The sequence below is a fragment of the Sorangium sp. So ce834 genome (assembly GCF_051521425.1).
GTDB lineage: Bacteria > Myxococcota_A > Polyangia > Polyangiales > Polyangiaceae > Sorangium > Sorangium cellulosum_D.
This window is the reverse complement of record NZ_CP150351.1, coordinates 5,387,993-5,414,075: the sequence shown is the minus strand read 5'-3', so window position 1 is coordinate 5,414,075 and position 26,083 is coordinate 5,387,993. Positions and strand designations below refer to the sequence as shown.

The window sequence follows — 26,083 nt, the reverse complement described above, 5'->3', positions numbered from 1 at the left end:
GCGCCGGGCGGCGGCCGCTCTCCGGCGGAAGACACGGATCGGGGAGAAATGCTAGCATCCTCACACTTATGGGCTCCGTGCACTGGCTGGACTACACCCTCTCCCTCGCGATGATCCGACGCCGTCTCTTCGCCGGCGGCTGGGGCGAGCAGACGCTGCTCGACCGATTCGCTCCAACCCTGGAGCTCGGCGCGCGCCCTTGCCCGCTTGCCATCGCGTGGTCCCCCGTCACGACCGCCCAGGGCGGTTTTCTCGTCCGCGACGGCACCTTCACCTCGCCCACCGCCGGGCTGCCGGACGCCGCGAGCCGAGGGCACGTGCGCGCGCTTCTGCCGCGCAGAGAACGCTCGATGCAACCTCGGCCGATGTACGTCTCGCTGGCGTCGTCCGGCGAGGAAGGGTTCGCCGTCCGCACGCGCCTCTTCGGGCCCATGGTGGAGCAATCAGGCATGGGCGTGCTGCTGCTCGAGAACCCTCTCTACGGCCTCCGCAGGCCGCCGGGGCAGCGGGGCTCGGCGATCCACACCGTGAGCGACCACATGCTCATGAACCTTGGAATGTTGGAGGAGTGCCTGTGCCTCCTCGAGACGCTTGCGCAGGAGGGGCATACGCGGCTGGGGGTCACCGGTTTCAGCATGGGCGGGAGTATGGCCGCGCTGGCCGCCGCGCTGTCGCCGCGGCCGATCGCCGCAGCGATATTCAGCGCCGGCCGGTCTGCGGTATATGCTTTCACGACCGGGCTCCTCTCCCGTTCGATCGACTTCGAGCGCCTGGGCCGAGGCGAGGGCGGCACGACCGGGGCCCGGAGCAGGCTCGCCCGGCTCTTCGCGACCGCGGATCTCGATCGGCACGCGGTCCCGCGCTCTCCCGACGCCGCCGTCATCATCGGCGCGCGCCGCGACGGCTACGTCGACCCAGGGGAGGTGCAGAGGCTCCACGAGCTTTGGAAGGGCAGCGAGGTGCGATGGCTGGACACCGGCCACGTCGGCACGGTGCTCCAGCACGCGGGCGCGCTGCGGCGCGCCGCGCTGGACGCGATGGAGCGACTGCGCCGGACGGCTCCGGCCTGACGCGGCGGCGGACCGCCGGCGCCCGCCCGGGCCCGGCCGGCCCGTGCGGCTCCACCTCAGCCGTGCGGCTCCACCTCAATCGAGGCGGAGCCCGATCCGCTGCATCTCTGCGATGTCCTTGTGGCTCGGCCGCCGGCTCACCCCACGGAGGATGTCGCCGCCGAGCATCAGGTTGAAATTGCAGTTCATGTACCGGTGGTGCATGAAATGGTTCCTCGCCACGGCGCGGCCGTACCGCGTGCGCAGGAGCCAGGAAATCAGCGGTGGCGCCTTCGTCACCGCGACCTCGTGTGGCATGTGCAGGTAGGGGTGGAGATAGTTGCTGAACAGCGGCGGACAGAGCATCGGGAGCACGCTACCGACGAGCCCCCACGGCCCGAGCAGCAGGTAGACCACCGGCAGGAAGGGGATGAGCGGCGAGACGAAGACGAGCGCGCCCGTCCCGTGCAGCTTGACGGCGTAGTTCGACCTCAGGACGATCTGCCCGTGAGCGCCGCGCTCGGCGAGCTCCGCGTCGAGCGCTCGCCGCTCGTCGTCATTCCGGAACTGCGTCACGTGATCCTTCCGGAACGTCCTCAGATGGTGCACGCTGTGATGAGAGTAGTGGGTCCGGATGAGATATTTGAAGAGGCGCGGGTGCTGCGTCCACCACCGGACCCGGCGGGGCCGCGCGTCGGAGACGTGGTGATGGGCGAACGACTCCACGAGCGTCGCCGTGACATAGCCCATCGCGGCCCCGAGCAAGGTCGCAGCGATCGCGCCGCCCGTCGTATCCAACATCCCGTTCATCGGCTCTCCTCCTGCGCGAGCGCGTAGGTTCTGACCATCCGCCCCGCATCTTCGTCCCAGAGCTTCAGCGACGCGCAAGCCACGCTGCTCCACAGCGTGAGGCGTGGGGCGCGCGCCAGCTCTGGGTTCTCATCGAGGCACTCCTGGAGACGGTAGTTCGGGATCTTGCTGTCCAGGTGGTGGATATGGTGGAGCCCGATGCTCGCCGTGAACCACCGGAGCACCGGCGGCAGCACGTAGTACGAGCTGCCGAGCATCCCCGCGGAGACGTAGTCCCACTCCGGACGGCGTCGCCAGTAGGTCCCGTCGAACTGGTGCTGGACGTAGAACAGCCAAACCCCCATGGAGGCCGCCAGCGCCATCACCGGCACCTGCACCGCGAGGAACGGCGCCAGCCCGACGAGCCTCGCCATCCCGTAGGCACAGGCGAGGATCGCCGCGTTGGTCGCATGGACGCTCCAGCGCTCGACCTTCCAGTCCTTCGGGACGTAGTAGGCGAAGCGCTGCCTCACCACGAACTGGAGGAACGGCCCCACGCCGAAGAGGACGAGGGGGGAGCGGTACACTCGATAAGCGAATTTCCCCCTGGGCGACAGGCCCGCGTACTCCCTCACCGTGAGCATGCGGACATCCCCGTAGCCGCGCCGGTCGAGGTTGCTGGACGTCGCGTGGTGGGTGTTGTGGTACCGGCGCCAGCACTGAAACGGGGTCATGGTCAGGACGCCGAGAAAGAAGCCCATGATCTCGTTGGCCATCCGCGATCGAAACAGCGATCCGTGGCCGCAATCGTGCTGGAGGACGAAGAGCCGGACCATGCACCCGGCAGTCGGGATCGCGAGCAGAAGCGTCAGCGCATACGAGACGCGTAGGCTCGCCCAGGCCAGCGTCCACGCGAGACAGAGCGCCATGAGCGACGTCGTGAGCTGTGCTGTGCTCCGTCGCACGTCCGGCGTTCGGTAGTTGACAAGTCGAATCTTCTGCACCGCGAGCCTCGACGGCCAGTTGCGAGCATTGCTCGATGCCATCATAAGAGGACCTGATGAAGCGTAGGTGCTTCGCGTCGTGCCTTTAACGCATCGCATATTCTTGCCTGACTCAAAGAAAGTCAAGCATCAGGTGACGACGCCAACAAATTTATGCCCCCTCTGTTCCGTCCACACTCAACAGGCAATGTCATGAATCTGTCGAGCCTGCTCTGGATTGGGTGAGCGCATTTCTCGCTGAGGTAGATAAAATCCCCTTGAACCGGCTGGGGCAGCCAGGATAGAAGGTGTCGCGGCGCGTGGACAGCGGGGCCGCCATCGCGCTCCTCAGCGAGCGACTCGCCTGCAATTAACCCTGCAGTGAGGTGACGACCATGTTGATGAACAGCACGACGACGAACGCCGCCAAGAGCGGAGCTATCGCGGTCTCGACGGAGCCGAGCGCCCAGGCGGATCTTCAAGAAGTCATCGGCATCTCGTCCAGCTTCCGTGCGCTGAGCGAGCAACACGTCGGCGCGCTCGTGAGCACGGCGCGGGTCGAGGTCCTGCCCGCCGACCAGGTGGTCGCTCAGGAGGGGCAGGACGCCGACCGCCTCGTTCTGATCCTGAAGGGTGATGTGGACGCATACTGGGGCGAAGCGCTGCGGGAGGTGATGTCCAGCCTCACCCGCGGGGACGTCTTCGGTGCCGGGCTGGTCCTCGATGAGCCGAACCTCTACTCGTTCGCCACCACGCGGCGGACCGTCGTGGCGAGCTGGGACCGGGACGCGCTCCGCCGCGCCGAGATCAAGGCGCCCGGGCTCCGCGCCCAGCTCGCCGTGCGCCTCTCGAAGCACGCGAGGGAGGCCGAGCTCGCCGAGCTGCTCCAGCACGCTCCCCTGTTCCGCAACTCGAGCTCCGTGCTCCGCCACCGGCTCCTCAAGGAGATGACGCTCCTGCGGTACCCGACAGGGACGTTCATCTACAGGGCTGGCGAGCCGGCGAACTACTGTTACCTGGTCGTCCGTGGCGAGGTGGAGTTGAAGCCGGAGGCGCCGGACGGCCAGGAGGAGAAGGTCACGATCCTCGGCCGAGGCGTCCTGTTCGGCGACACCGACGTCCTCACGTCGGAGGTGCGCACGGAGTCGGCCGAGGTGAAGCACGACACGGAGGTGCTGGCGATCGATCGCATCGACATCGAGGCCCTCCGGCGGGCCTGCGGCTCCTTCCGCCGCGCCCTCATCACGCGGGTCGGATCGCCCAAGGTGGCGTCGAAGCCACAGGATTTGATCCTCGTCGTGAACCGCCTCTCGTGCGATGCGCGCTCCGTCGCCGCCCTGATCCAGGCGGCGTTCTCGGACGCCGGGGAGAAAGACGTGGCCTTGCTGGAGGTCGCCCCTGAAGGGAGCCGCCTCGCCGCGGACAGCAAGGCCCTCGAGCTTCCGAAGGACCCGGAGCGCGCGATCGAGATCCTCGACCAGCACGCGAAGCGGCTCGGGAACCGGTATCTGCTCCTGTACACGAGCGCGCCGGACGCGCTCGGGTGGCTCCAGGAGCCCGTCTGGGACAAGGTGATCGACAACCGCATCTCGTCGGCTGTCTACTTCACGGACGACCTCCGGCATCCCTTCCCGATCGAGACGCCCCAGCTCGCACCCGTGCAGTACGTCGAGGTGCGCTCGTCGGGCGCGGAGAAGACGCACATGGTACGGAGCGGCTCGATCCGGCTCTCGATCGACGGCGCGCGTGGCGCCGAGCTCCGGTACGAGTCGCTTCCGCTGGCGAACCGGACTGCGCTCCAGCGCCTGGCGCGGACGCTCTCGCACCAGGCGGTGGGCGTTGCCCTCGGAGGCGGGTCCGCCTGGTGCTACGCGCACGTGGCGCTCCTGCGCGGGCTCCACGACGCCGGTATCCCCGTCGATATGGTCGCGGGGACCAGCATGGGGAGCGTGGTCGCCTGCGCCTTCGGGAGCCGCGGGCAGGACGGTCTGGACACCTTGATCAAGCTGAGGAGAGAGACCGCTTTCCGGCTCGCGTTCGCGCCGATCACGCGCAAGCCGATCGAGCACCTGATCGAGAAGAACTTGCTGAATCACCGCTACCTGCAGGACATGCCGCTGCCGACCTTTCCCGTGGCGGTGGACATCCAGACGGGCAGAGCGCGCATCTTCCGCCATGGGCCGGCGATCCAGGCGATGTTCGCGAGCGCGGCGCTGCCGACGCTGTTTCCCCCGGAGATCCTGCACGACGGGGTGCGTTACGTGGACGGCGGCATCGCCAACAACGTGCCGGTAAGCGCGCTCGTCGAGGAGGGGGCCGATTTCATCATCGCGTCCAACGTGATCCCGGCCCCGGCGCGGCTTGCGCGGGAGATCCACAAGCGGCGCGCAACGCGCATCCTATCCCAGCTCTCGCCGCTCGGCCGGATGCAGGACGGCCTGCGATCGATGTTCTTGCTGATGCACGAGGCAGGCACGCGTCAGGCCACCGCCGCCCATCTCACGTTCGCGCCGCTGCTCGGGAAGTTCGGTGTCATGGACTACCACCTCGCGGACAAGATCGTCGAGCACGTGCAGCCGGAGCTGCCTCGGTTCATCGAGGAGGTGAAGGAGCGCTACAGCGCGTTCTGCCGCAATCGCGACTACTAGCCAGCTCCGCGCGACGGGAGTCCGGCCAGAGGTGGCCGGACTTCCGAGCCGCCTCACGGCGGCGTCGCGCGACCGCCTGATGTCTCGGGGGAGATGGCGGCCGGGCGCGGCCGTCGCTGGCGGGCTTCGTCGAGCTGGAGAGAGGCTGCGCTCAACGCAGCCACGGCTTGACGACCTTCGACAGGCGCACGAGCTTCCGATCCGCCGTCTCTCGGTCGAGCGTGCGCTGGACGCGCTCCTGGATGGAAGCCGTGATCTCTCGGACACGTTGCCGCTGACGCTCGCTGTCACCTCCGGTGGAGCCGACCTCGACGCTGCTGACGCGCACGGGTTCGTGGAAAATGAACTTCCACCGCGTGGGGAGCGGCAGCAGGGAGAGCGGCAGCGGCAGGAGCGTGCCGACGAGCGGCTTCAAGAAGCGGATCGGAGCTATCGACGGCATGCTCTCCTCGCCACCGACGATCGCCAGGGGCACGATCGACGCGTCGCGCGCGGCCGCCAGGCGCACGAAGCTCGGTCGCCACGGCCGCATCTGATAGGCGTGCAGAAGCGACTTGCAGTTGCCTTCGGTCCCCTCCGGGTAGATGCACAGGACGTCGATCGCGGGCGGGAGCGCCTCGGGCGTCTTCAGCCACGACGCCGGAAACCCGCCGATGCCCTCGAAGAAGGCGCCGATCCTCGGCGTCTTCAACAGTTCGTCCTGGACGGCGGCCCATGGGAGCCGCTCCAGACCGAATTGTTCTGCCATCACGAGCGCCCCGACGAGGGTATCCAGCGTGAACCATCCGGCATGGTTCGGAGCATAGATGACGGGCCCGCTCCGCGGCACGTGCTCCGCGCCCTCCACGTCAATGGAAAAGTACCCCCACCGGAGGAGCGCCCGGAGCGCGGGAAACACTTGACCCGTCCAGATCGCAAGATCCCGCCGTGGCATCGGGCCCAGCGTCGGCGTCTGGCCAGCCTTATCGGCCTGTTGATCGGCATGGGTCGCCCGATCGGTGCTGGCTGCTTCAAGCGAATCGTTCATGCAACAACCCTCCTTGGTGATCGGGGTGCGCGCCTGACGAAAAGAGGGCGTTCGGCTCCGCCCGAGTGGGCACGAGGCCGAACGCCGCCGTCCGTCGTGCGGAGTGATCCCCGCCTCGGCTCACGGCTTCGCCGTGGAGACCTTAGGGAGCCCCGTGAAGGCGATGTGCGGGGGCTCCACGCCCGGCACGCACTGGTACCTAGAGAAGTCGGTGACCCCCTCCTCACGGAGCAGATCCTCATCGATCCACGCCTTGCCGGGTCGGGCCGACGGCTCTCGCGCGAGCAGCGCCAGCGTTGCGTCGGCGAGGATGTCGGCCTTGCGCCAGATCTCGGGGCCCCCGAGGCCGAAGTTCTTGGTCGCGTAGCTCTCGACCGCCGTGGCGGGCCAAAGGGCGTGTGCCGTGATGTTGTGCTCGGCGTACTCCTCGGTGATGGCGTGCGCGACCATCGTCATCCCCAGCTTGGAGACCGCATAGGCGCCGTGGTGAGCGCAGACCGAGACGTCGACCGGCGGCGACATCATGACGATGTGCCCGTACTTCTGCGCGATCATGTGCGGGAGGACGGCCTGCGACAGGGCGAACGAGGCGCGCACATTGACGCTCATGACGAGGTCGAACCTCTTCATGGGTGTGTCCAGGACATCTGCCCAGAAGAGCGCGCCGGCGTTGTTGACGAGGGCGTCGATGCGCCCGAAGCGCTCGATGGCCGCGGCGACGGCGCTCCTGCAGGCCTCGTCGTCGCGCACATCGAGCTTGAGCGGCAGCGCGCGGCGGCCGAGCGCCGCGATCTCGCCGGCGACGTCGTGGATGGTCCCCGGCAGGCGCGGGTTGTCGGCGACCTCGGTCTTCGCGGCGACCACGATATCTGCGCCCTCACGCGCGCAGATGAGGGCGACGGCCCGGCCGATGCCGCGGGAGGCTCCCGTGATGAAAACGACACGATCTCTGAGACGCATGCGGCCGTCATAGCACGAGACGGGCACGGTCCTGGGGGTAGATCCTGATCCCCTGGGGCCACGCAATCTCCTCGCCGCCGGCCGCGCTGTTCTGAGGACGCGTCGCCGAGATCACGATAGAGTGGCCGCCCATGGACACCACCCAGCAACGAGCAGCCATCCCCGCATTCCATCTCCTCCGGGACGCCCGTGTCGTCGCCCGCACGGCGGGCTTGATTGGCGTCACCTGGAGCGCCGTCGCCTGCCTCGACGCCGAGCTAATGACGAGCGACGAGGCGTCGCGGCAGACGGTGACCTACAAATGGGTGGGCCGCTGGGGCAAGGCGCTGCTCCAGGTCTTCGGCCTCGAGGTGACGGCACGAGGCCTCCCGACCGCCGACGGGCGCTACCCAGCCGTCGACGCGCAGGGCCGCGGGCGGGTCTTCGTGATGAATCACCGGTCGATGCTTGACATTTTCGTGAATCTTGCCTTCGTGGAGGCGAACATGGTGAGCCGCGCCGATCTCTCGCGGTGGCCGGTTATCGGCAGGGCCGCGCGGAAGGTGGGGACGCTCTTCGTCGATCGCGCGAACAAGCAGAGCGGCGCCGCGGTCATCCACGCGATGTGCGACGCGATCGAGCGAGGCCAAGGCGTGCTCGTCTACCCGGAGGGCACCACGTTCATCGGCGATGAGGTGCGGCCTTTCCGGGCCGGGGCCTTCATCACGGCGCAGCGCACCGGCGCGGAGATCGTCCCGATCGGGATCGCGTACGGCGGCCAGGGGACGTCGTACTTCCAGGAGCCGTTTCCGATCCACTACCGGCGCGTCACCTCGTCGCCAGCGACGAAGATCGGGCTCGTCTTCGGTGAGCCGATCGCCGCGGGCGCAGACGTCGAGACCCTGAGGAGCGTGGCGCACGAGCGAGTCCAAGAGCTCGTGCGAGAGGCGCGAGCGGCGCTCTGCGAGGGCTGAGCCGCGGCGCCTCGCCCGGCCGCACCTCACGACGGCCTTCCTCCGCGTGCCGTCGCGCGATCGGGCGCCCGGGCCGGCGGGCGCGCGGCACGCCGAGCGACCGTGCCGCCGGAGAGCGGGCGCGATGGGCGGCCGCGCCGTTACGCGAGGCGCTTCCAGGCGGCCTCGGTGCGCTGCACGCGCGCCTTGTGAGCTACCGAGAGCAGCGGCTGGTCGCGTTCCCAGCGGGCACGCCAGTCGGGGTCGACCTGCGCCCACTCCGGCGCGAGATCCGCAAGGAGTCGCTCTGTCCCTGCCAGCCAGCCCGAGAGCGCCAGGTGGACCGCCGGCTCGCGCGGCGCCGCGGCCAGCGCGGAAGCAGGCGCGATCTGCGCCAGGAGGCGCTCGATCGCCCCACGCGGCCAGGCGAAGCGGGTCGCGGTGTGGAGGACGAACCCGAGCGTCGCCGCGAGGACATGGATATCCTCGATGGTGCGGAAAAGCTTGAGGTAGTCGTCGTAGCCATCGCCGGGAAGGATTTCATCCGGTCGGACCGCGACGTCGAGGTGGACCTCGGCATGGTCGATCTCGGGACAGAACGGGGTCGGTGGAAGCCGGGTTCGGATCACGCCGGGGCGGTCCGCCGGGATCATCACGGCATGCAGACGGTTGCGCCCGCCTTCCGCGCCGGACGACGCGACGACGATCAGCGTCTCTGCCTCGATCCCCTGGGTGGCGAAGCGCTTGCGTCCGACCAGCCGCCCGTCGCTCAGCTGGGTGCGGATCGCCGCGGGGTGACCGCCGCCCTCCTCGGTGACCAGGAAGCTGCCGACGGTGCAGAGACCGGGTACCAGCGCGCGAAGCGCCGCCTGGTAGCCAGCGGCGAACGCCACAGCCAGTCGATCGGCGCCGGCCCCGCCGCGCGCCGCGTCGCCGACTGTCCCCGAGGCGAAGGTCGATAGGAGTTCCATCGATCGGAAGGATAGCGGACCGCGCACGAAATGGCGCGGCTACCCTCGCGCAGCAGGCCCGAGCACGAGGCGCATCTCACCTGAGGTCGCTCGCCGGGGGCTCTCTCCATGAGCGCTCGCGCCCTGGAGCGATGGCGTGGAGCCGTCGAGCGGTGTTCTGGATACCGCGCCGCCCGGAGGCGCGCGCAATCCAGCGGACGGCTCTCCCGTGCGATACTGCTGTCCTCATGACACCGGGCGAGCGTGCCGGAGAGCAGTACACCATCGAGCGGCGGGCCGGGGCAGGCTCGCTCGGCACGGTCTACCTCGCGCGGCACGTCGCGACCGGCGAGCCGGCGGCGATCAAGGTCCTCCGGGATCCGAGCGAGGAGGCGCTCAAGCGGTTCGCCCGCGAGGCGCGCGCGCTGGCCGCGCTGCAGCACCCGCATATCGTCCGGTACGTCGATCACGGGGTGATGGCGGACGGCGAGCCGTACCTCGTGATGGAGTGGCTCGAGGGGGAGGACCTCGGCGCGCGGCTCGCGAGCGGGCGGCTGGAGCCGGCCGCAGCGCTCCGGCTCGCGGCCAGGGTCGCGGAGGGGCTCGAGGCCGCGCACGGCCAGGGGGTCGTCCACCGCGACATCAAGCCGCAGAACCTCTTCCTCCCGCAGGGCGACCTCGATCGCGTCAAGATCGTCGATTTCGGCCTCGTCCACCTCCGCGACGCCACGTACGCGCTGACGCGCGAGGGGCAGACGCTGGGCACGCCGTCCTTCATGCCGCCCGAGCAGGTCACCGGCGAGCAGGAGATCGACGCCCGCGCCGACCTGTACGCGCTCGGGTGCGTGCTGTTCGCGTGCCTGACGGGCCGGCCGCCCTTCGCCGCCGCGCAGCTCGTGGCCACGCTCGCCAAGGTCGTGTTCGACGAGGCGCCGCCGCCGAGCTCGCTCTGCCCGGGGCTGCCGGCGGCGCTCGACGCGTTCGTCGCGCGGCTGCTCGCCAAGAAGCCCGCCGCGCGGCCCGCCAGCGCCGCCGCCGTGGCCGAGGCGCTGCGCGCGCTCGAGGCCCGGGTCGCCGGCCCGGCCTCGTCGAGCGCGCCCGCCTCGTCGGCCGCCCTCACCGGCCGCGAGCGCCGCGTCGCCAGCGTGATCCTCGCCGCGGGCGCGGGCGACATCGGCCGCGGCCTCGCCGCCGCCGACCGCACCGCCCCGCTCGGCGGCGCCCCCCCGCTCGACGCCCTCGCCCTGACCGCGCAGGCGCTCCGCCAGGTCGTGACGCGCCACGGCGCCCAGCTCGAGCTGCTCGGCGACGGCTCCCTCGCGGCGCTGCTCCCGGGGGCCGGCTCGCCCACCGAGCTCGCCACGAGCGCGGCGCGCTGCGCGCTGACGATCCGCGGGCTCCTGCCCGGCGCGCGCGTGGCCCTCGCGACCGGCTGGGACGAGGTCGAGCGCACGCAGCCCATGGAGCAGGTCATCGACCGCGCCAGCGCGCTGCTCGAGGGCCGCGCCGAGGGCCCGGCCGACGGCGCGCCGCCGATCCTGCTCGACCCGATGACCGCGGCCCTCCTGAGCGACCGCTTCGAGGTCTCGCGCGGCGCGGGCGCGCTCGTGCTCGCCGGCGAGATCGAGCCCGCCGACGAGGCGCGGCGGCTCCTCGGGAAGCCGACGACGTGCGTGGGACGCGAGCACGAGCTGCTCCTCCTGCAGGCGACCTTCGACGAGTGCGCCGCCGAGTCCGAGGCGCGCGCGGTGCTGGTCACGGCCGGCGCCGGCGTGGGCAAGTCGCGCCTGCGCCACGAGCTCGTGCGGCGCCTCGCGGCGCGCGGGGAGCCGGTCGAGATCTGGACCGCGCGCGGCGACTCGATGCGCGTCGGCGCGCCGTTCGGCATGCTCGGCCAGATCGTCCGGCGCGCGGCGCGGCTGCTCGACGGCGAGCCGATCGCGGCGCGCCGGCAGAAGCTCGCCGCGCGCGTGTCGGCGCACGTGCCCGAGCCCCTGCGGCGGCCGGTCACCGAGTTCCTCGGCGAGATGGTGGGCACGCCCTTCCCGGACGACGACAGCGTGCTGCTCCAGGCGGCGCGGCAGGACGCCAAGCGCATGGGCGACCAGATGCAGTGGGCGTGGGTCGAGCTCGCCCGGGCCGAGTGCGCCGCCCGGCCGGTCCTGCTCGTCCTGGAGGACCTCCACTGGGGCGACCGGCCGACCGTCGAGTACGTCGACGCCGCGCTCCGGCTCCTCGCCGGCGAGCGGCTGATGGTGCTGGCGCTCGCCCGCCCCGAGGTGCGCAAGGCGTTCCCCGGCCTCTGGGGAGATCGAGCGCTCACCGAGCTCCGGCTCAAGGAGCTGTCGCTGAAGGCGTGCGAGCGGCTCGCGCGGGAGGCGCTCGGGCCGGGCGCCCCGGCCGCCACGGTCGCCGAGATCGTGGGGCGATCGGCGGGCAACGCGTTCTTCCTCGAGGAGCTCGTGCGCGCGGCGATGGAGGGCGGCCCCGGCGGCGTCCCGGAGACGGTGCTGGCGATGATGCAGGCGCGCCTCGGCGGGCTCGTGCCGGAGGCGCGGCGGCTGCTGCGCGCCGCCAGCGTCTTCGGGGAGGTGTTCTGGCGCGGGGCGGCGCGGGCGCTGCTCGGCGCCTGGGTGGACGAGCCCGAGCTCGACGCCGGCCTCGCGGAGCTCGAGCAGCGCGAGCTCATCGCGCGCCGGCCGGACGCGAAGTTCCACGGCGAGGTCGAGTACGCCTTCCGGCACGCGCTCCTGCGCGACGCGGTCTACGAGATGCTGACCGAGGACGACCGGGCGCTCGGCCACCGCCTCGCGGGCGAGTGGCTCGCCCAGTCGGGCGAGATCGACGCGATGGTCCTGGCGACGCACTTCGAGCTCGGCGGCGAGCGCGGGCGCGCCATCGACTGCTACCGGCGCGCGGCCGAGCAGGCGCTCGGCGGCAACGACTACGCGGCCGCGATCGAGCGCGCCGAGCGCGCGATCGCGTGCGGCGCCGCCGGCGACGAGCTCGGGGAGCTCGACACGATCAAGGCCGAGGCGCACCGCTACCGCGGGGATTTCGCCTCGGCCGAGCGGCACGCGGTCGCGGCGATGGCGGCGCTGCCGGAGGGCAGCGTGCGCTGGTACCGCGCGGCGAACCTGGTGGCCCTGGCGGCGACCCCGCTGGGCCACGAAGAGAGCGCCACGGCGCTCGCCCGGGCGCTGTGCGCGCGCTGGTCGGAGCGGGCGGCGCGCGGCGCCGAGCTCATCGTGATGGCGCAGGCGGCGAGCGGGCTCCTGGTCCTGCGGGGCGAGTGCGAGGACGCCGAGGCGCTGTGCCGCCGGATCGACGCGGTGGCCGAGCGGTTCCGGGGCGACCCGGCCGTGAGCGCGACGATCCTGCGCCTCGGCATGCACCGGGCGATCCTGGCGGGGGATCTCGGCACCGCGCGGGAGCGCTGCGAGGCGGCGGCGCACGGCTTCTCGCAGGCGGGCGACGCGCGCATGGCGTGCAGCTCGCGGAGCAACGCCGGGCACCTCTGCAACGAGCTCGGCGCGTACGCCGAGGCAGCGGCCCTGATCCGCGCCGCCCTGGCCGACGCCGAGCGCCTGGCGCTCGCGAACACGGTGGCGCACGCCAAGGAGAACCTCGGCCGCGCGCTCCTCCACCTCGGCGCCCTCGACGAGGCGCGCGCCCTGGAGCTCGAGGCGCGCCGGCACTTCGTGGCGGCCCGCCAGCGGCGGCTCGAGGGCGGCACCTACATCTACCTGGCCGAGGTCTTCCGGCGCGCCGGGGACCTCGCCGCGGCCGAGGCCGAGGCGCGCCATGCGTGCGAGCTCCTCGCCGACGTCCCCCCGCTCGTGCCCTGCGTGCTCGCGACGCTCGCGAACGTGCTGCTGGCCCAGGGGCGCGCCGCCGAGGCGCTCGAGAGCGCGGCGCGCGCCGCCGAGCTCGCCTCCGCGGCGGTGACCTCGCGCGGCCACCTCGAGACGGGCGAGTCCCTGGTCTACCTGGTGCACGCCGAGGCGCTAGCGGCGTCGGGCGACCTCGGCGGTGCCCGCGCCGCCATCGTGCTCGGCCGCGATCGGCTGCTGGCGCGCGCCGCGAAGATCGCGAACCGCGCGTGGCGCGCGGGCTTCCTCGAGAACGTGCCCGAGAACGCCCGCACGCTCGCGCTCGCCCGGGCGTGGCTGGGGGAGCATCGATGACGTCGCGGTCCGCCGACGAGGGCGATGCGTCCGCCATCCAGGCCTCCCCGCGGCGGAGCCGCATCACGATAAGTTAGTTAGACTTACTAAGTCCATCCATCGGGCTTCGTACGGCGCGCGCAGCGCTCGCCGTAGCGCGTCGCGCGGCCCGCTTCACCGCTGCTCCGAGCTCGCCCGGTGCGCCGTGATGCGCGCAGCAGGAAAAGATCCCGGTCCGTGCCGTTCGAGCGAAGGACGACCGAGGTCGCCGGCATCCACCAGGTACAAACGAGCGGCGGCGCAGGGACCAGCCGAGCTTCGAGGATCGAGGCCGCTGGGCTTGCCGGACGAGCGTCGTTCTCCGGTCCTCGGGGAGCTCTCGGGGCAGCCCACGTCCACGCCTGGCCCCTCCCGCTCAGCTCGACAGCCAAGCGGAGCTTATCATGAGAAGAGGCATCATTTTCGTGGCCGCAGCAATCCTTTCGGCGTGCACGGGAGAGGTGGACGACCTCCCCCTGGCCGAGACGGACGAGGCGCCCGCAGGCATCATCGGAGGAACCGTCGACGAGGGCGATCCGGCCGTGGCGATGCTGCGAATCTACCCGGAAGGCGAGGACTTTGGGGAGATCTGCACCGCTTCGCTCATTGCTCCGAAGGTGCTTCTGACCGCGGCCCACTGCTTGACGCCGGACAAGGTCGACGGCGGGACCGTCACGGCCTTCTTCGGCACCGACTCCTATGGTGAGGAGGGGTTCTGGGTGAACGTGGTCGAGACCCACGTCGACCCCGCGTACGACCACACGAACAAACAGGCGGGGCACGACGTCGCGGTGGCCATTCTCGAGGAGCCCGTCGCCATCCAGCCGCTGCCATACAACCGGGCGCCGCTGACCGAGGACAGGGTCGGCGAGTCGGGCCGGCTGATCGGCTTCGGCGATGATCATGAGATCTGGGGGTTTGGCGGCGTCAAGTACCACGTGTCCACCACCGTCCACACCGTCACCCCGTCTCTGGTCGGTCTCGGCGACCGGGACCATCACACGTGCGTGGGAGACTCGGGCGGGCCTGCGCTGATGGACGTGAACGGCGTCCCCACGATCGTCGGCGTGACGTCGTTCGGAGGCGTGCAGGCCCCCAGCATCTGCACCGACGGCTGGCATGCGCGGGTCGACCTCTCCCTCGACTTCATCGACCAGTTCGTCAACGCACCCTAGCCCCGCGTCGCCCGAGCGGCGTCGCCAGGGTTCCTTCTCCCTCCTCTCGCCTTCACACCTACATCGCGGGCCAAACGCCGCGCTCCACGGACATGAGATCGCGGTTTTTCGGGACCGGGCTCCGGCCATCGTGCCCCGAGTCACACATCCCCCTGAATTGTACCTCGGCCTCCAAACCTCCCCCTTACGGAACATTTATATCCCCCTTGACAGCCGGATCCTCGTTCTCGTAACACGAAGGATCGAGCATGCTCGCTGCTGCATCGACTTTCACGCGAGGATATCCCGCGCGACCGAGCGAACCACGGACGAGGAGGGATCTCATGAAGACGATCGGACGATGCTGGGCGGCCTTCGGGCTCATGCTGGCGGCGGCGGCGTGCGGATCGAGCGACGCCCGCGACGAGGGCACCGAGGGCGACACCATCACGCGGGCGGAGATACCGGACAACGAGTTCTTTCCGGTGGAGCTCGAGTCGAGGATCGACAGCCTCGTCGCCGAGCTCAACAAGACCTCGCTCGAGCCGATGCAGATGGTGGTCTTGCTGAAAAACCTGTCCGATTTCTTCGAGCCGATCTCCGTGGGTGCGAACCGGGCCATCGGCGAGCTCGAGGCCATCGGGAATGTGCTCGGGCCCACGGACCAGTCGGACGATGATCCCACGACAACGCAGGACCTTCAGAACCAGCAGATCCAACAGGCGGTGGCGGACGGCGCCAAGGGGATCGGCGTCTCGCCCTTCGGCGACGTCAACAAAGCCACCATCAACGAGGCGGCCGACGCCGGGATCCACGTGGTGACGTTCGACAGCGACCTGGTGGACTCTAAGCGCTCGCTCTACGTCGGATCGCTCGGCTATTCTGCCGGAAAAACGGCCGCGAGCACCCTGCTCGGGATGCTGCCCGAGCCGCCAGGCACGGTGTTGATCCAGGGCATCACCGGAAAGGACTGGCCCGACGCATTCGACCGGACGCAGGCGGCCCAGGATGTGTTCGGGAAGGCGGGCTACACGTTCACCGTGACCCAGGCCGCCTTCGTCGGCGACGAGAACGCCGACGTCGACCAGATGAAGGCCGTCCTCCAGGCCGCGGACCCGCCCATCGTCGGCATGCTCGGCCTGTTCAACATCTCGTACCGGCTCGTGATGGCCGCAGACGCCGCGGGCATCGAGGATGTCCCCATCGTCGCCTTCGATTACGATCCGAAGACCGTCGATTACATGCGCGAGGGGCGCATCCGGGCCACGCACACCCAGCGGCAGTACTACCAGGGTTACCTCGTGCCCTACATCCTCTACGGCATCGACACCATCGGCCTCGACGCGACAAAGCAGATCCTGGCCCCGCTGGTCGACGACAAGGGCCGGGTCAACATCGGCATCGACGTGGTCCTGTCGGAGAAGATCGACGCCTACAACGACTTCCTCAACACGATCGGCGCCATCCAGTAGCGGCGGCGCAGCTCGCGTGAGGCCCGGCGCGTTTCCCGCCGGGCGCCGCCGGCGCCGTGGGATAGACTCGGGCCATGACCGTCATCCGCTTCTATCGCGCCGGCGACGCCCACGGGGTCTTCTCCAACTTCTCGCGCCACCCGGTCACGCTGAAAGGCAAGGTGTGGCCCACGAGCGAGCACTACTTCCAGGCCCAGAAGTTCGCCGGCACGGATCACGAGGAGGAGATCCGGACGGCCCCCGACCCCGGCGAGGCGGCCCGCATGGGCCGCCAGCGGAGCCGCCCGCTGCGCCCCGACTGGGAGCAGGTGAAGGACGACATCATGCGCGAGGCGGTGCTGGCGAAGTTCACCCAGCACGAGGATCTCCGGCGCGCCCTGCTCGACACGGGGGACGCCGAGCTGGTCGAGCACACCACGAACGACGCCTACTGGGCCGACGGGGGCGACGGGAGCGGGCGGAACATGCTGGGGAAGATCTTGATGGAGATCCGCGAGCAGCTGCGCCGCCCGGCCTGAGGGCGAGCCGCCGCCCGCGTCGGGAGGTCCGACGGGCCCTCGCAGCGGCCGGGCGGCGCCCTGCCGCGGAGCTCAGAAATCCGCCACCGAGAACGGCTGCGCAGATACAACCGCATCGGGCCCAGTCCCGATCGGGTGGCTCTCGGCGATGCCATGGATCGTGCCGGAGACGGCGCTGCCGGTCAGCTCGCCGCTCAGGTACACGACGACCTCCCTGAACTCGGTGGGATCGACCTCGGTGACCTCGTACGAGCCCTGGAGCGCGTCGAGATCGATCCTGTGAAAGAAGCGGCCCGCGCCGACCTGCGGGACCCTGAGCGTGACCGCGAACGACTCGTCGAACGCGCCGTCCTCGGTCGAGAAGGCCAGCGCCACGTCGAGCTGCAGGTGATCCGCGCAGTCCACGGCGAGCGCCGGCTCGGCGCCCCCCGGCTCGCTCGCCGCCACGGTCGATCGCACGAAGCGCGCCGCGACGAGCTCGCCCGCGGCGACGGTCGCCGTGGTGCTGCCGCCCTTCGCCCACGCGAGCGGGGCGGAGCGCTCCCCGGAGAGGGCGGAGAGCGCCTCTCGCGCCGAGAAGCCCAGCGGGGAGACGTCGTCGGCGCCGATGTCCTCCTTCTCCTCGTCGCACCCGTCCTCCGCGTTCTGGACGCCGCCGATCTGGCCGCCCTGGGGGGCGCCGCCCGCGCTGTCGATGCACCCGAAGAGACCGACGCTCGCCGCCGCCGCAAACGCCAAAGAAAGCCAACGCCGCTCGCTCATGATCATGACCTCCTGCGGCCTACCATGCTCCCCGCTCCGGAGCGGCGCCAGATCAGGTTCGCACATTTCATAGGGCAAACAGGCCTCCAGATGTGCGAATCTGCGCTATGTGGACTACGAATCCCTCGCAAAAGAGCTGATCCGCGCGCTCCGCGGCCGGCGCTCGCAGCTCGGCTTCAGCCGCCGGCTCGGCTTCCGCACCAACGTCGTCTACACGTGGGAGTCGGGCAGGCGCTGGCCGACCGCGGCCACGTTCCTCGTCGCGGCCCGGCGCGCCGGCGTCGACGTCGCGGGGGCGGTGGGGCGCTTCTTCCCCTCGACGCCCGCCTGGCTCGCGCACACCGACCCGGCTTCCGACGAGGGCGTCGCGGCGCTCCTCTCGGAGATGCGGTCGATGTCGCCCATCGTCGACGTGGCGCGGCGCGCGGGCAGGAGCCGCTACGCGGTCGCGCGCTGGCTCTCGGGCGAGGCCGAGCCGCGGCTCCCGGACTTCCTGCGGATGGTCGAGGCCTGCTCGCTGCGCCTGCTCGACTTCGTGGCCCGCTTCGCCGACCCGGCGGCGCTCCCGGCCGCGAGCGCGGCGTGGCGCACGCTCGAGGCCCAGCGCCGCGCCGTCTACGAGGAGCCGCTGCTCCCCGCGATCCTGCTCGCCCTGGACATGCCGTCCTACCGCGCGCTGCCGCGCCACGAGCCGGGGTGGATCGCGCGGCGCCTCGGGTTCCCCGTCGAGGACGAGGCGCGCTGCCTCGACCGGCTCGCCGAGGCCGGCCAGATCCGGAAGAGCCGCGGGCGGTGGATCGTCGCGCCGATCCGGACCGTGGACACGCGCCCCGACCCGGACGCCGAGCACCGGCTCAAGTGCTTCTGGGCCGGCGTCGGGCTCTCGCGGCTCACGCGCAAGGCCGAGGGGCGCTTCTCGTTCAACGTGTTCACGGTCTCCGAGGCAGACCTCGCGAAGCTCTCCGAGCTCCACGTGAGCTATTTCCAGAACATGCGCGCCGTGATCGCCGAGTCGCGGCCGCCCGAGCGCGTGGTCGTCGTCAACCTGCAGCTCTTCCCGCTCGACGGGGGCTGAGCCGCTCCCGCCGCGGCGAGCGGAACGGGCTGTCCACGTAGGTGCCCGTGTTCGCGACCATGTCGATGCGGCCAATGTGGAATTCGACACCTTCCGCGTAGACGGCGCGGGACTGCTCGCGCGAGAGGAAATCGCAGAGGACGGGCGCCGGCACGCCCTTGTACGTCACCATGCCGTGCTCGACGGCGTGGCTCAGATCGACGAGGATTCGTGAGGCGGGGGTGGTCACGGTCCGCTCCTTGGGAGGGTCTCCGCGGCGACGCCTCTCGCGAGCGCGGTCGGGTCGCCGAGCCGCCGCCAGTCTCGCGAAGGCGCGCGAAGAGATCCAGAAATCGGGCAATCCGGGCGAGTTGACACCCGCCCACATGCGCCGATAGAGTGTGACCACGGGGACGTCGCGCTCGACCCGAGGGTCCTCGGGGCGAGCCTCGTGGACGGGTGCCGCAGCGGGCGCGGGGTCGGGTGCTGTCATTGAAATGGATCGTCGCGGGGAGATCGAGCGTGCCCGCGTGGAGAGCTGGATGCCTGGGATGAGTCGAGCCGTGCCGCGCCGAGCCCTCCTCCTGTCGGCGCTGATGCTGTCGACCGGCGCGGGGTCGGGCTGTCGCTCCAAGGGCGGAGGCGCGGAGAGCAGCTCCGTCGCGCCGGAGCGGGCGGCGACGCCGGAGCCGGCGGCGTCCGCGTCGAAGCCTGCGCCGAAGGGCGCCGCGATGGTCACGATCGCGCGGGAGCAGCAGGCCACCTGGGTGCGCAATTTCAACCCGTTGCTCGCCGAGGGGAGCGTGCGCTTCCCGACGGTCGCCGGCATCTACGAGCCGATGCTCATCTACAACACGATGAGGAACGAGTACACGCCGTGGCTCGCGACGAGCTACGCGTGGAGCGACGGGAACCGGAAGCTCACGTTCACGACCCGCTCGGGCGTGAAGTGGTCGGACGGACAGCCGTTCTCGGCGAGGGACGTCTCGTTCACGTTCGCGCTGCTCAAGAAGCACCCGGCGCTCGATCTCTCGGGGGTGTGGAGGTTCCTCGGCGCCGTGACCGCGGAGAGCGAGACGACCGTCGAGTTCGTCCTGAGGCGGCCCTATGTCCCCGGGCTCAGCTACATCGGCCATCAGCCGATCGTGCCGGAGCACATCTGGAAGGACGTCGCCGATCCGGTCACGTTCGCGAACGAGACCCCGGTGGCGACAGGGCCCTTCACCGAGGTGAAGGTCTTTCAGAACCAGGTGTACGAGCTCGGCAAGAACCCGCATTACTGGCAGGAGGGCAAGCCCGCGGTCGACGGGCTGCGCTTCCCGGCGTACCCGAGCAACGATCAGGTGACGATGGCGCTCGTCAACGGCGAGATCGACTGGGCGGGCGCGTTCGTGCCGGACATCGAGCAAGTCTTCGTCGCCAAGGATCCGGCGCACCACCATTACTGGTTCCCGCTCGTCGGCGGCACGGCCACGCTGTACCCGAACGCGACGAGGAAGCCGTTCGACGACGTCCGCGTGCGCAAGGCGATCAGCATGGCCATCGACCGGGACCAGATCGTCAAGCTCGCGGCCGACAACTACACGCACGGCGCGGACGCGACCGGGCTGGACGACTCGTACGAGCGGTTTCGCAACGAGAAGGCGGTGGCGGCGGGCGACTGGGTGCATTTCGACCCGCAGCGGGCGAACCAGATCCTCGACGACGCGGGCTATCCGAGGGGCGCCGACGGGATCCGGACGAGGAACGGCAAGCCGATGCGCTTCGAGATCAACGTGGTCAGCGGCTGGTCGGACTGGGTCCGCGCGGTGCAGATCATCGCGCAGAACCTCGAGACCGTGGGCATCGACGCGAAGATGAGGACGTACGACTTCAGCGCGTTCTTCGCGGCGCTCCAGAAGGGCGCGTTCGACCTGTCGATGGGGTGGACCACGGTCGAGCCGACGCCGTACAACTTCTATCGAGATCTCATGAGCACGGAGCTCCTGAAGCCCGTGGGCGAGGTGAGCGCGCGCAACTGGCACCGCTTCGGGGCGAAGCACGCCGACCCGCTGTTCCAGCAGTTCGAGGCCGCGACGGATCCGGGCGACCAGAAGCGCATCCTCGACGCGATCCAGATGATCTTCGTGGAGGCGGCGCCGGTGATCCCGCTCTTCAAGAACCCGTCCTGGGGCGAGTACAGCACGAAGCGGTTCACCGGCTTCCCCACCACCGAGAACCCGTACGCCAAGCTGACGCCGAACAACCCGCCGGAGTACCTGCTCGTCCTGACCGAGCTCCGGCCGCGGTGAAGGCCCCGGGCGGGTGGCCAGCGGCGGCGTCCCGAACGGCGCGACGGGCCGCCGCCTGCGGTGAACCTCCGCTGGATGCGCCGCTGGCGCTACAGCCGCGTGACCACGAGCCCGTCGTTCTGCACCGAGATGCGGGCGGGCTTGCCGCGGTGCTCGTCGGGGATCTCGTCGGCCATGAGATAGCGGCCGGCGATCGAGACGAACTCCGCCTCTAGGCTCATGCAGAAGATGCTCGCGTCCGCGTTGTTGTGGGCGCCGGCCATGGCGCGGCCGCGGAGCGGCGCGTAGACGTGGATGTTGTCGTTGGCGATGAGCTCCGCGCCCGAGCTGACCGGCGAGAGGACCACGAGGTCGCCGTGGGGGACGTAGATGACCTGCCCGCTGCGCACCGGCTGCCGCACGGTGAGGCCGGCGGGCGGCGGCTCGGCCGCGTCGGGCGCCGGCGCGGCGTCCCTCGGGCGCCGGGCGGGCCCAGCCGCGCCGCGGTCGGCGGCGACCCCCGCCGCCCCGCGGTCGGCCGCCGCAGGCCCCACCGCGACGGGCCCCGGCGTGGGGGTCGCCCCCTCGGCCGGCCCGTCCTTTCGCGGCGAGCGCGTGAGCGGCGTCCGCAGCACGCCGAGGCCAGCGGCGACGGCCCGCTCGCGCTGGGCGTCGGTCGGGTTGCGCACGGCGATGGGCACGAGGTTGTGCTTCCGCAGGAGGCCGGCGAGGGCGCCGAGGTCGACGGGCTCGTCGCCGAGGGCGTCGAGGTCGAGCAGGATCGGCAGGTGCAGGAAGAAGTGCGGCATCTGCGAGATGTGGTCGGCGAGCTGACGCTCGATGGCCGAGACATCCGCCGTCCGCAGGCAGAGCATCGTGATGGCGGGCATGGTGCCCTTGAGCGCAAACGCCTGCTGCTCCTGCCGCTTCTCCCCTCGCCTGCCCGACACCATCGCTGTCCTCGCTCGCAAAAAGGTGCTTCCGCCGCGGCACTGTAACCCGGATCCGGCGGCGCGCGCCGGAAAAACCGGCGGGCGCTCTCCGGCTGTCGCCGCCGTCGGGCCGGCGCGTCGCCGGTCGGCTGGTCGCCGCGGGCGATGCCAACGGTGGTTTGGCCATGCCCATCGCGCGCCGGGGCATGGGCGCCCTCGAGGCGGCGACCTACCTCGCGACCTCGATCTCGCCATCGCGCGCCTCAAGAGCGATGATGGCGCCGAGGGAGAAGAGGTGATCCTCGGGCGCCACACGTCCGACGACGTCTGGCGCGCTTCCCTGGCCAAGGCGCGCGAGGGCCGGTGGATCGCGCAGCGTTACTTCGCGGCCCTGGAGAACGAGCGGCGGGAGTCGGTCAATTACGGCATCTACGTCATTGCGGGCGAGGCGTGCGGCATCTACGCGCGCGTCCAGGCCGGGATGACGGACGCTGCCGCGCTGAGCGCGCCGGCGCTGGTGCGGTAGCCGGCGCCAGCGCCGCTCAGAAGATCGCGCTCTTCCGCGCGCCCGAATCGGTCGCGCGCTGTCGGGGGAGCGCCCCGCCCGTGCTCCGCGGCGCCTCGGACGCGCGGGCGGGGCGCGCTGCGGCGGGGCGCGGCGCGGCGGGGCGCGGCGCCGGCTCCGGCGCCGCCGCTGCGGCGGGGCGCGGCGCCGGCTCCAGCGCCACGGCGGCGGGGCGCGGCGCTGCGTGGGGCCCCGCCGTCGCGAGCGGCGCTGCCGCGAAGGCGGCCGTCGGGACGGTCGAGCACGTGCCCGCCTGGGGGGCCCTGGACGTCTGCACCGCGGGAGCGCGGCGGGCGACGGCGCGCACCTCGCCGCCGACCGCGCGCAGCGCGTCGGACGAGCCCTGGAGCTGCGCCCGAGGCAGCGCGGTGGCGAGCGCCATCCCCATCCCGAGCGCCGCGATCAGGCCAGCGGCCGCGAGGTGCCCCCGGGCCCGCCGCTGCGGCGCAGCGCGCCCGACCGAGGCCGGCGCCACCGACGCCGGCGCCACCGACGCGGGCGCCACCGACGCCGGCGCCACCGAGATCGGCGCCGCGTCCAAGGCGCCGACCGCGGCCACGAAGGCGGAGACCATCGGCTTGATGGAAGGAAATCGCTCTTCAGGATTCAGGGCGAAAGCGCGCGCGAACCACCCCTCCAGCTCGGGCGGCGCCTCCGGGGCCAGCGTCGGCAGCGAGGGTCGCTCGCCGGCGAGGATGGAGGCGAGCACATCGGCGATGGTGCCGCCGGCGAAGGGCTGATGGCCGGTGAGCGCCACGTGAGCGACCACCGCGAGGGCCCACATGTCGAGCTGCGGATCCGCGTGCCCGTCGCAGGTGTGCTCCGGGCTCAGGTAGGCCGGCGTGCCCAGCACCACGCCCTCCGCGGTCTGGCGGGGAAAGTCTGCCGGTAGATCCTGGCGTATCCACTTGGCAATCCCGAAGTCGGCGACCTTGGCCCGCAGGCGGCCGTCGCGTCCCTCGCGGAGCAGGATGTTCGATGGCTTGATGTCGCGATGCACGATCCCGAGGCCGTGCGCCACCGAGAGGGCCTCTCCGATCTGGGAGAGAAGCGCAGCGAGCTCGGCCGCCGGCACGGGCCCCCGCTCCTGAATCAGCTGCCGGAGGGACCGGCCGCGCACGTACTCCATGACGAGGTACGGGCCTACCTCGGGATCTTCACCGGCGTCGTGCACGGTGACGATGAGATCGGTCTTCCGCCCGAGCTGCGCCGCGACCTGCGCCTCGAAACGGAAGCGCTCCATGGCGTCGATCGGCAGGCTCTGCCGCGGGAGAACGAGGAACTTGAGCGCCACATCGAAGCGCCGGACGCCGTCGTGCGCGCGCCACACCTCGCCCATGGCGCCGTGGCCGAGCGGATGCACGAGCTTGTACCGTCCAGCGACGAGGCGGCCGGTCTGCAGCTTCGCTCGGGTCCCGTCCCGTCCGGCGTCGCGCGGCCCCGCAGGAGACGGCTGCGCTGGCCGAGGCTGCTGCGCGCTGAGCGTGGCGGCGTCGCGCGAAACGTCTCTCGCCGCGGGATCGGGCCGTCGATCCGGAGCGGGCGGCTGGAGCGTGCCCGTGACCTCCGTGCCGCCCCCGTGTCCCAGACCGGCAAGCGTGCCCATGCGCGAACGACCTGGGTTGAGAGGCCGGGACATGTCCGCAGCGTATCGCGAACGCGGGGACCTTTGAATCGCGAACGCCATGACCGCTCGCGCACGCAACCCCGCAAGCCCACACGACAGCGTCGCGATGCGCACCTCTACGGCATGTTTCGCTCGCCAGCGCTCACGACGCGGCGCGGGACCACGCGCCGCGAGCGCGCGCCCGGTCGGGCCGGGGGCTCCTGGCCGCCGCGCGGCGGCCTCGCGCCTCGCGCACGCGGCCGAGGCGTCCGCGCTCCGGTCCCCGGCGCCTCCGGTCCGCGACGCGAGAAGCGCGGAGATCCGACCCGAGTCGAGGTAGGACTGCCGAAGCGGCCGTCTCTTCGCGGGCGCACGGTATCGAGGAGGGATGATGGCAAAAATTGCACTCGTCACGGGCGCGAACCAGGGCCTCGGCTACGCGATGGTCGCCCGGCTGTGCCAGGAGCTGCCGGCAGGGAGCACCGTGTACCTGGCGGCGCGGGATCCTGCGCGCGGCGAGGCGGCCGTGGCTCGCCTGCGCGAGGAAGGTCTGCAGCCGTCGCTGGCCCTGCTGGACGTGACCGACGGCGCCAGCGTCCAGGCCCTGGCGGAGACGGTGGCGCGCCGCCACGGCGGGATCGACATCGTGCTCTCGAACGCGGCCGCGCGCATCGTGAAGGTCCTGCCGCAGGCGGCCCAGGTCCGCACCTTCATCGACACGAACAACCACGGGACCTACCGGATGATCCGCGCCTTCGTGCCGCTGTTGCGCGACGGCGGGCGGTTCCTCGTGGTGGCGAGCTCCTTCGGCTCGCTGCGCAAGCTGGACTCGCGGCTTCACCACCACTTCGACCCTGACACGCGATCTCTCGAAGACATCGAGGGCGTCATGGACGAGTACGTGGAGCTGGTCGAGCGCGGCGAGGCGGAGGCCCACCACTGGCCGGCGTGGATCAACATCCCGTCCAAGATCGCGCAGGTCGCCTCGATGAAGGTCGTTGCGCGCCAGCAAAAGGACGAGGCGGCGCGCCGCGGGCTCCTCATCGCCGCGGTCTGCCCTGGGTTGGTGGACACCGAGGCGGCGCGTCCGTGGTTCGACGACATGTCGTCGGCGCAGTCGCCGATGGATGCCGCGAACGACGTCCTCTGGCTCTGCATGCAATCCGCAGGATCGTCAGCTCCCTATGGCGAGCTCGTGCAGCACCGTCGGATGATCCCGTGGATATGATGTGCCGAGGCGCCCCGGCGCCTCGACCCAGGTCGAGGCAGTCTCAGCCCGACCCAGGTTGGGACAACCCCTGTCTGGGAGAGCAACCCGAACCTGGGTCGGCTCGCCGCGCTGAATCGCTCAGCCTGGGTCGGGTCGCTGAGCTCGGCGGTGCTGGGCGCGCCAGGCAGCGGGGGTGACGCCGTGATGGCGCCGGAACAACCGCACGAAATGGCTCGGATCGGCGTAGCCGACGCGCTCGGCGATCACGTCGACATACTCGTCGGTCGCGAGGAGCCTGCGCCGCGCCTCGGCCAGACGCCCCTCCACGATCCACGCGACCACCGTGCGCCCCGTGGCCTGCTTGACCGCGGTGGTCACGTGGGCAGGCGTCCGGCGCACCGCCTCCGCGACCTCCTTCAAGGACAGGGGCCCGAGGCACCGGGCCTCGATCACGGCCAGCGCCTCCGCCACCATCGAAGGACGCTGCGCGGGAGCGGCCCCGGCGCTGCCGCTCGCGCGCACGACCTCCGCGAGCACCAGCGCGAGCAGGCTCTCGGAGACCACCGGCAGCGCGCTCGCGGCCTGCTGCTCGCGCTCGATCTCCCGGAGCAGATCGAGCACGTACGCCTGCCGCGCCGCAGGCAGCTCGACCACGGGCGACGCCCCGCGCCGGACGCGATCGAGCGGGGCGAGCAGGTCGCCATAGCGCGCCGGATCGAGGCACGTCCGGCAGAAGCCGATCCCCCACACCTCCGCGTGGCTCGCGGACAGGACGCGGTGCGCGTCGCCAGCCGGGATGAGGTGGAGGTGCCCGGCCCGCAGCTCGAACTCGCCGCGATGCTCGACCCGCATGCGGCCTCCGACATGTAAGGCCAGGGCGACATACGTGTGGACCGCCGGGCTCTGCATCGGTCGCGCCGGATGACCGTGGCACACGTGCCGCATGAACCGGATCGGCGCGGGGTCGAGATCGTCGTGGCTCACCCGCGAAGCGTAC

20 protein-coding genes and 1 pseudogene are annotated in these 26,083 nt (G+C 71.1%); 11 read left to right on the top strand and 10 right to left on the bottom strand.

The features are described from left to right. Positions 1 to 68: 68 nt before the first annotated feature. Complete coding sequence (locus WMF20_RS19455) at positions 69 to 1,070, top strand: alpha/beta hydrolase family protein (RefSeq protein ID WP_437615725.1); 1,002 nt, start codon at positions 69 to 71, stop codon at positions 1,068 to 1,070. A 75-nt stretch (positions 1,071 to 1,145) separates the two neighbouring features. Here the strand turns inward: WMF20_RS19455 and WMF20_RS19450 are convergent, their stop codons facing one another. Together WMF20_RS19450 and WMF20_RS19445 are read right to left on the bottom strand one after the other, a co-directional pair. Then, entirely contained in the window at positions 1,146 to 1,859 is a 714-nt protein-coding gene (locus WMF20_RS19450; protein ID WP_437615723.1) for a hypothetical protein, read from the bottom strand. Then, positions 1,856 to 2,842, bottom strand: coding sequence for a fatty acid desaturase (locus WMF20_RS19445; RefSeq protein WP_437615721.1), 987 nt, complete (start codon positions 2,840 to 2,842; stop codon positions 1,856 to 1,858). Before WMF20_RS19445 ends, WMF20_RS19450 begins: the two co-directional genes overlap by 4 nt. Before the next feature lie 374 nt (positions 2,843 to 3,216). On the opposite strand from WMF20_RS19445, the gene WMF20_RS19440 reads away from it, so the two are divergent. After that, on the top strand, positions 3,217 to 5,469 hold the full coding sequence (locus tag WMF20_RS19440) for a cyclic nucleotide-binding domain-containing protein (protein ID WP_437615719.1): 2,253 nt from the start codon (positions 3,217 to 3,219) through the stop codon (positions 5,467 to 5,469). A 151-nt stretch (positions 5,470 to 5,620) separates the two neighbouring features. Here WMF20_RS19440 and WMF20_RS19435 read toward each other — a convergent pair whose 3' ends face one another. Further along, complete coding sequence (locus WMF20_RS19435) at positions 5,621 to 6,496, bottom strand: lysophospholipid acyltransferase family protein (RefSeq protein WP_437615717.1); 876 nt, start codon at positions 6,494 to 6,496, stop codon at positions 5,621 to 5,623. A 120-nt stretch (positions 6,497 to 6,616) separates the two neighbouring features. Beyond that, entirely contained in the window at positions 6,617 to 7,456 is an 840-nt protein-coding gene (locus WMF20_RS19430) for an SDR family oxidoreductase (protein WP_437615715.1), read from the bottom strand. A 131-nt stretch (positions 7,457 to 7,587) separates the two neighbouring features. Between WMF20_RS19430 and WMF20_RS19425 the strand changes: the two genes are divergently transcribed. Continuing rightward, positions 7,588 to 8,409 (top strand): lysophospholipid acyltransferase family protein, encoded by an 822-nt coding sequence (locus tag WMF20_RS19425; protein WP_437615713.1) that lies wholly within the window; start codon positions 7,588 to 7,590, stop codon positions 8,407 to 8,409. Positions 8,410 to 8,549: 140 nt separating this feature from the next. Here WMF20_RS19425 and WMF20_RS19420 read toward each other — a convergent pair whose 3' ends face one another. Continuing rightward, positions 8,550 to 9,359, bottom strand: a complete 810-nt coding sequence (locus WMF20_RS19420; protein ID WP_437615711.1) for an acyl-CoA dehydrogenase family protein — start codon at positions 9,357 to 9,359, stop codon at positions 8,550 to 8,552. 227 nt (positions 9,360 to 9,586) lie between these two features. Between WMF20_RS19420 and WMF20_RS19415 the strand changes: the two genes are divergently transcribed. From WMF20_RS19415 to WMF20_RS19400, 4 genes are all read left to right on the top strand, one after another. After that, a complete protein-coding gene (locus tag WMF20_RS19415) occupies positions 9,587 to 13,525 on the top strand; it encodes a serine/threonine-protein kinase (protein ID WP_437615709.1) in 3,939 nt (1,312 codons plus the stop codon). Between the two features lie 422 nt (positions 13,526 to 13,947). Continuing rightward, positions 13,948 to 14,718 carry a S1 family peptidase gene (locus WMF20_RS19410; protein WP_437615707.1) on the top strand — a complete coding sequence of 257 codons (771 nt, stop codon included), beginning with the start codon at positions 13,948 to 13,950 and terminating at the stop codon, positions 14,716 to 14,718. Positions 14,719 to 15,041: 323 nt separating this feature from the next. Further along, on the top strand, positions 15,042 to 16,169 hold the full coding sequence (locus WMF20_RS19405) for a substrate-binding domain-containing protein (RefSeq protein ID WP_437615705.1): 1,128 nt from the start codon (positions 15,042 to 15,044) through the stop codon (positions 16,167 to 16,169). A 74-nt stretch (positions 16,170 to 16,243) separates the two neighbouring features. Continuing rightward, positions 16,244 to 16,687 (top strand): NADAR family protein, encoded by a 444-nt coding sequence (locus tag WMF20_RS19400; protein WP_437615703.1) that lies wholly within the window; start codon positions 16,244 to 16,246, stop codon positions 16,685 to 16,687. A 72-nt stretch (positions 16,688 to 16,759) separates the two neighbouring features. On the opposite strand, the gene WMF20_RS19395 is transcribed toward WMF20_RS19400, so the two are convergent. Beyond that, positions 16,760 to 17,449 carry a hypothetical protein gene (locus WMF20_RS19395; RefSeq protein ID WP_437615701.1) on the bottom strand — a complete coding sequence of 230 codons (690 nt, stop codon included), beginning with the start codon at positions 17,447 to 17,449 and terminating at the stop codon, positions 16,760 to 16,762. Positions 17,450 to 17,558: 109 nt separating this feature from the next. Between WMF20_RS19395 and WMF20_RS19390 the strand changes: the two genes are divergently transcribed. After that, a complete protein-coding gene (locus WMF20_RS19390) occupies positions 17,559 to 18,524 on the top strand; it encodes a DUF4423 domain-containing protein (protein WP_437615699.1) in 966 nt (321 codons plus the stop codon). Positions 18,525 to 18,546: 22 nt separating this feature from the next. Here the strand turns inward: WMF20_RS19390 and WMF20_RS19385 are convergent. Further along, positions 18,547 to 18,696, bottom strand: a pseudogene (locus WMF20_RS19385) (cyclase family protein); the annotation flags it as partial. Positions 18,697 to 19,066: 370 nt separating this feature from the next. Here WMF20_RS19385 and WMF20_RS19380 point away from each other — a divergent pair. After that, entirely contained in the window at positions 19,067 to 20,794 is a 1,728-nt protein-coding gene (locus WMF20_RS19380; protein ID WP_437615697.1) for an ABC transporter substrate-binding protein, read from the top strand. A gap of 89 nt (positions 20,795 to 20,883) precedes the next feature. On the opposite strand, the gene minC is transcribed toward WMF20_RS19380, so the two are convergent. Beyond that, positions 20,884 to 21,726, bottom strand: coding sequence for a septum site-determining protein MinC (minC, locus tag WMF20_RS19375; RefSeq protein ID WP_437615695.1), 843 nt, complete (start codon positions 21,724 to 21,726; stop codon positions 20,884 to 20,886). Positions 21,727 to 22,000: 274 nt separating this feature from the next. Between minC and WMF20_RS19370 the strand changes: the two genes are divergently transcribed. Then, entirely contained in the window at positions 22,001 to 22,231 is a 231-nt protein-coding gene (locus WMF20_RS19370) for a hypothetical protein (RefSeq protein ID WP_437615693.1), read from the top strand. A 16-nt stretch (positions 22,232 to 22,247) separates the two neighbouring features. Here the strand turns inward: WMF20_RS19370 and WMF20_RS19365 are convergent, their stop codons facing one another. Next, positions 22,248 to 23,633: a serine/threonine-protein kinase gene (locus WMF20_RS19365; RefSeq protein WP_437615691.1), complete on the bottom strand. Its 1,386-nt coding sequence runs from the start codon at positions 23,631 to 23,633 to the stop codon at positions 22,248 to 22,250. Between the two features lie 634 nt (positions 23,634 to 24,267). Here WMF20_RS19365 and WMF20_RS19360 point away from each other — a divergent pair. Next, positions 24,268 to 25,104, top strand: coding sequence for an SDR family NAD(P)-dependent oxidoreductase (locus WMF20_RS19360; protein ID WP_437615689.1), 837 nt, complete (start codon positions 24,268 to 24,270; stop codon positions 25,102 to 25,104). A 120-nt stretch (positions 25,105 to 25,224) separates the two neighbouring features. On the opposite strand, the gene WMF20_RS19355 is transcribed toward WMF20_RS19360, so the two are convergent. Next, positions 25,225 to 26,070, bottom strand: a complete 846-nt coding sequence (locus tag WMF20_RS19355; protein WP_437615687.1) for a helix-turn-helix domain-containing protein — start codon at positions 26,068 to 26,070, stop codon at positions 25,225 to 25,227. Positions 26,071 to 26,083: the final 13 nt, after the last annotated feature.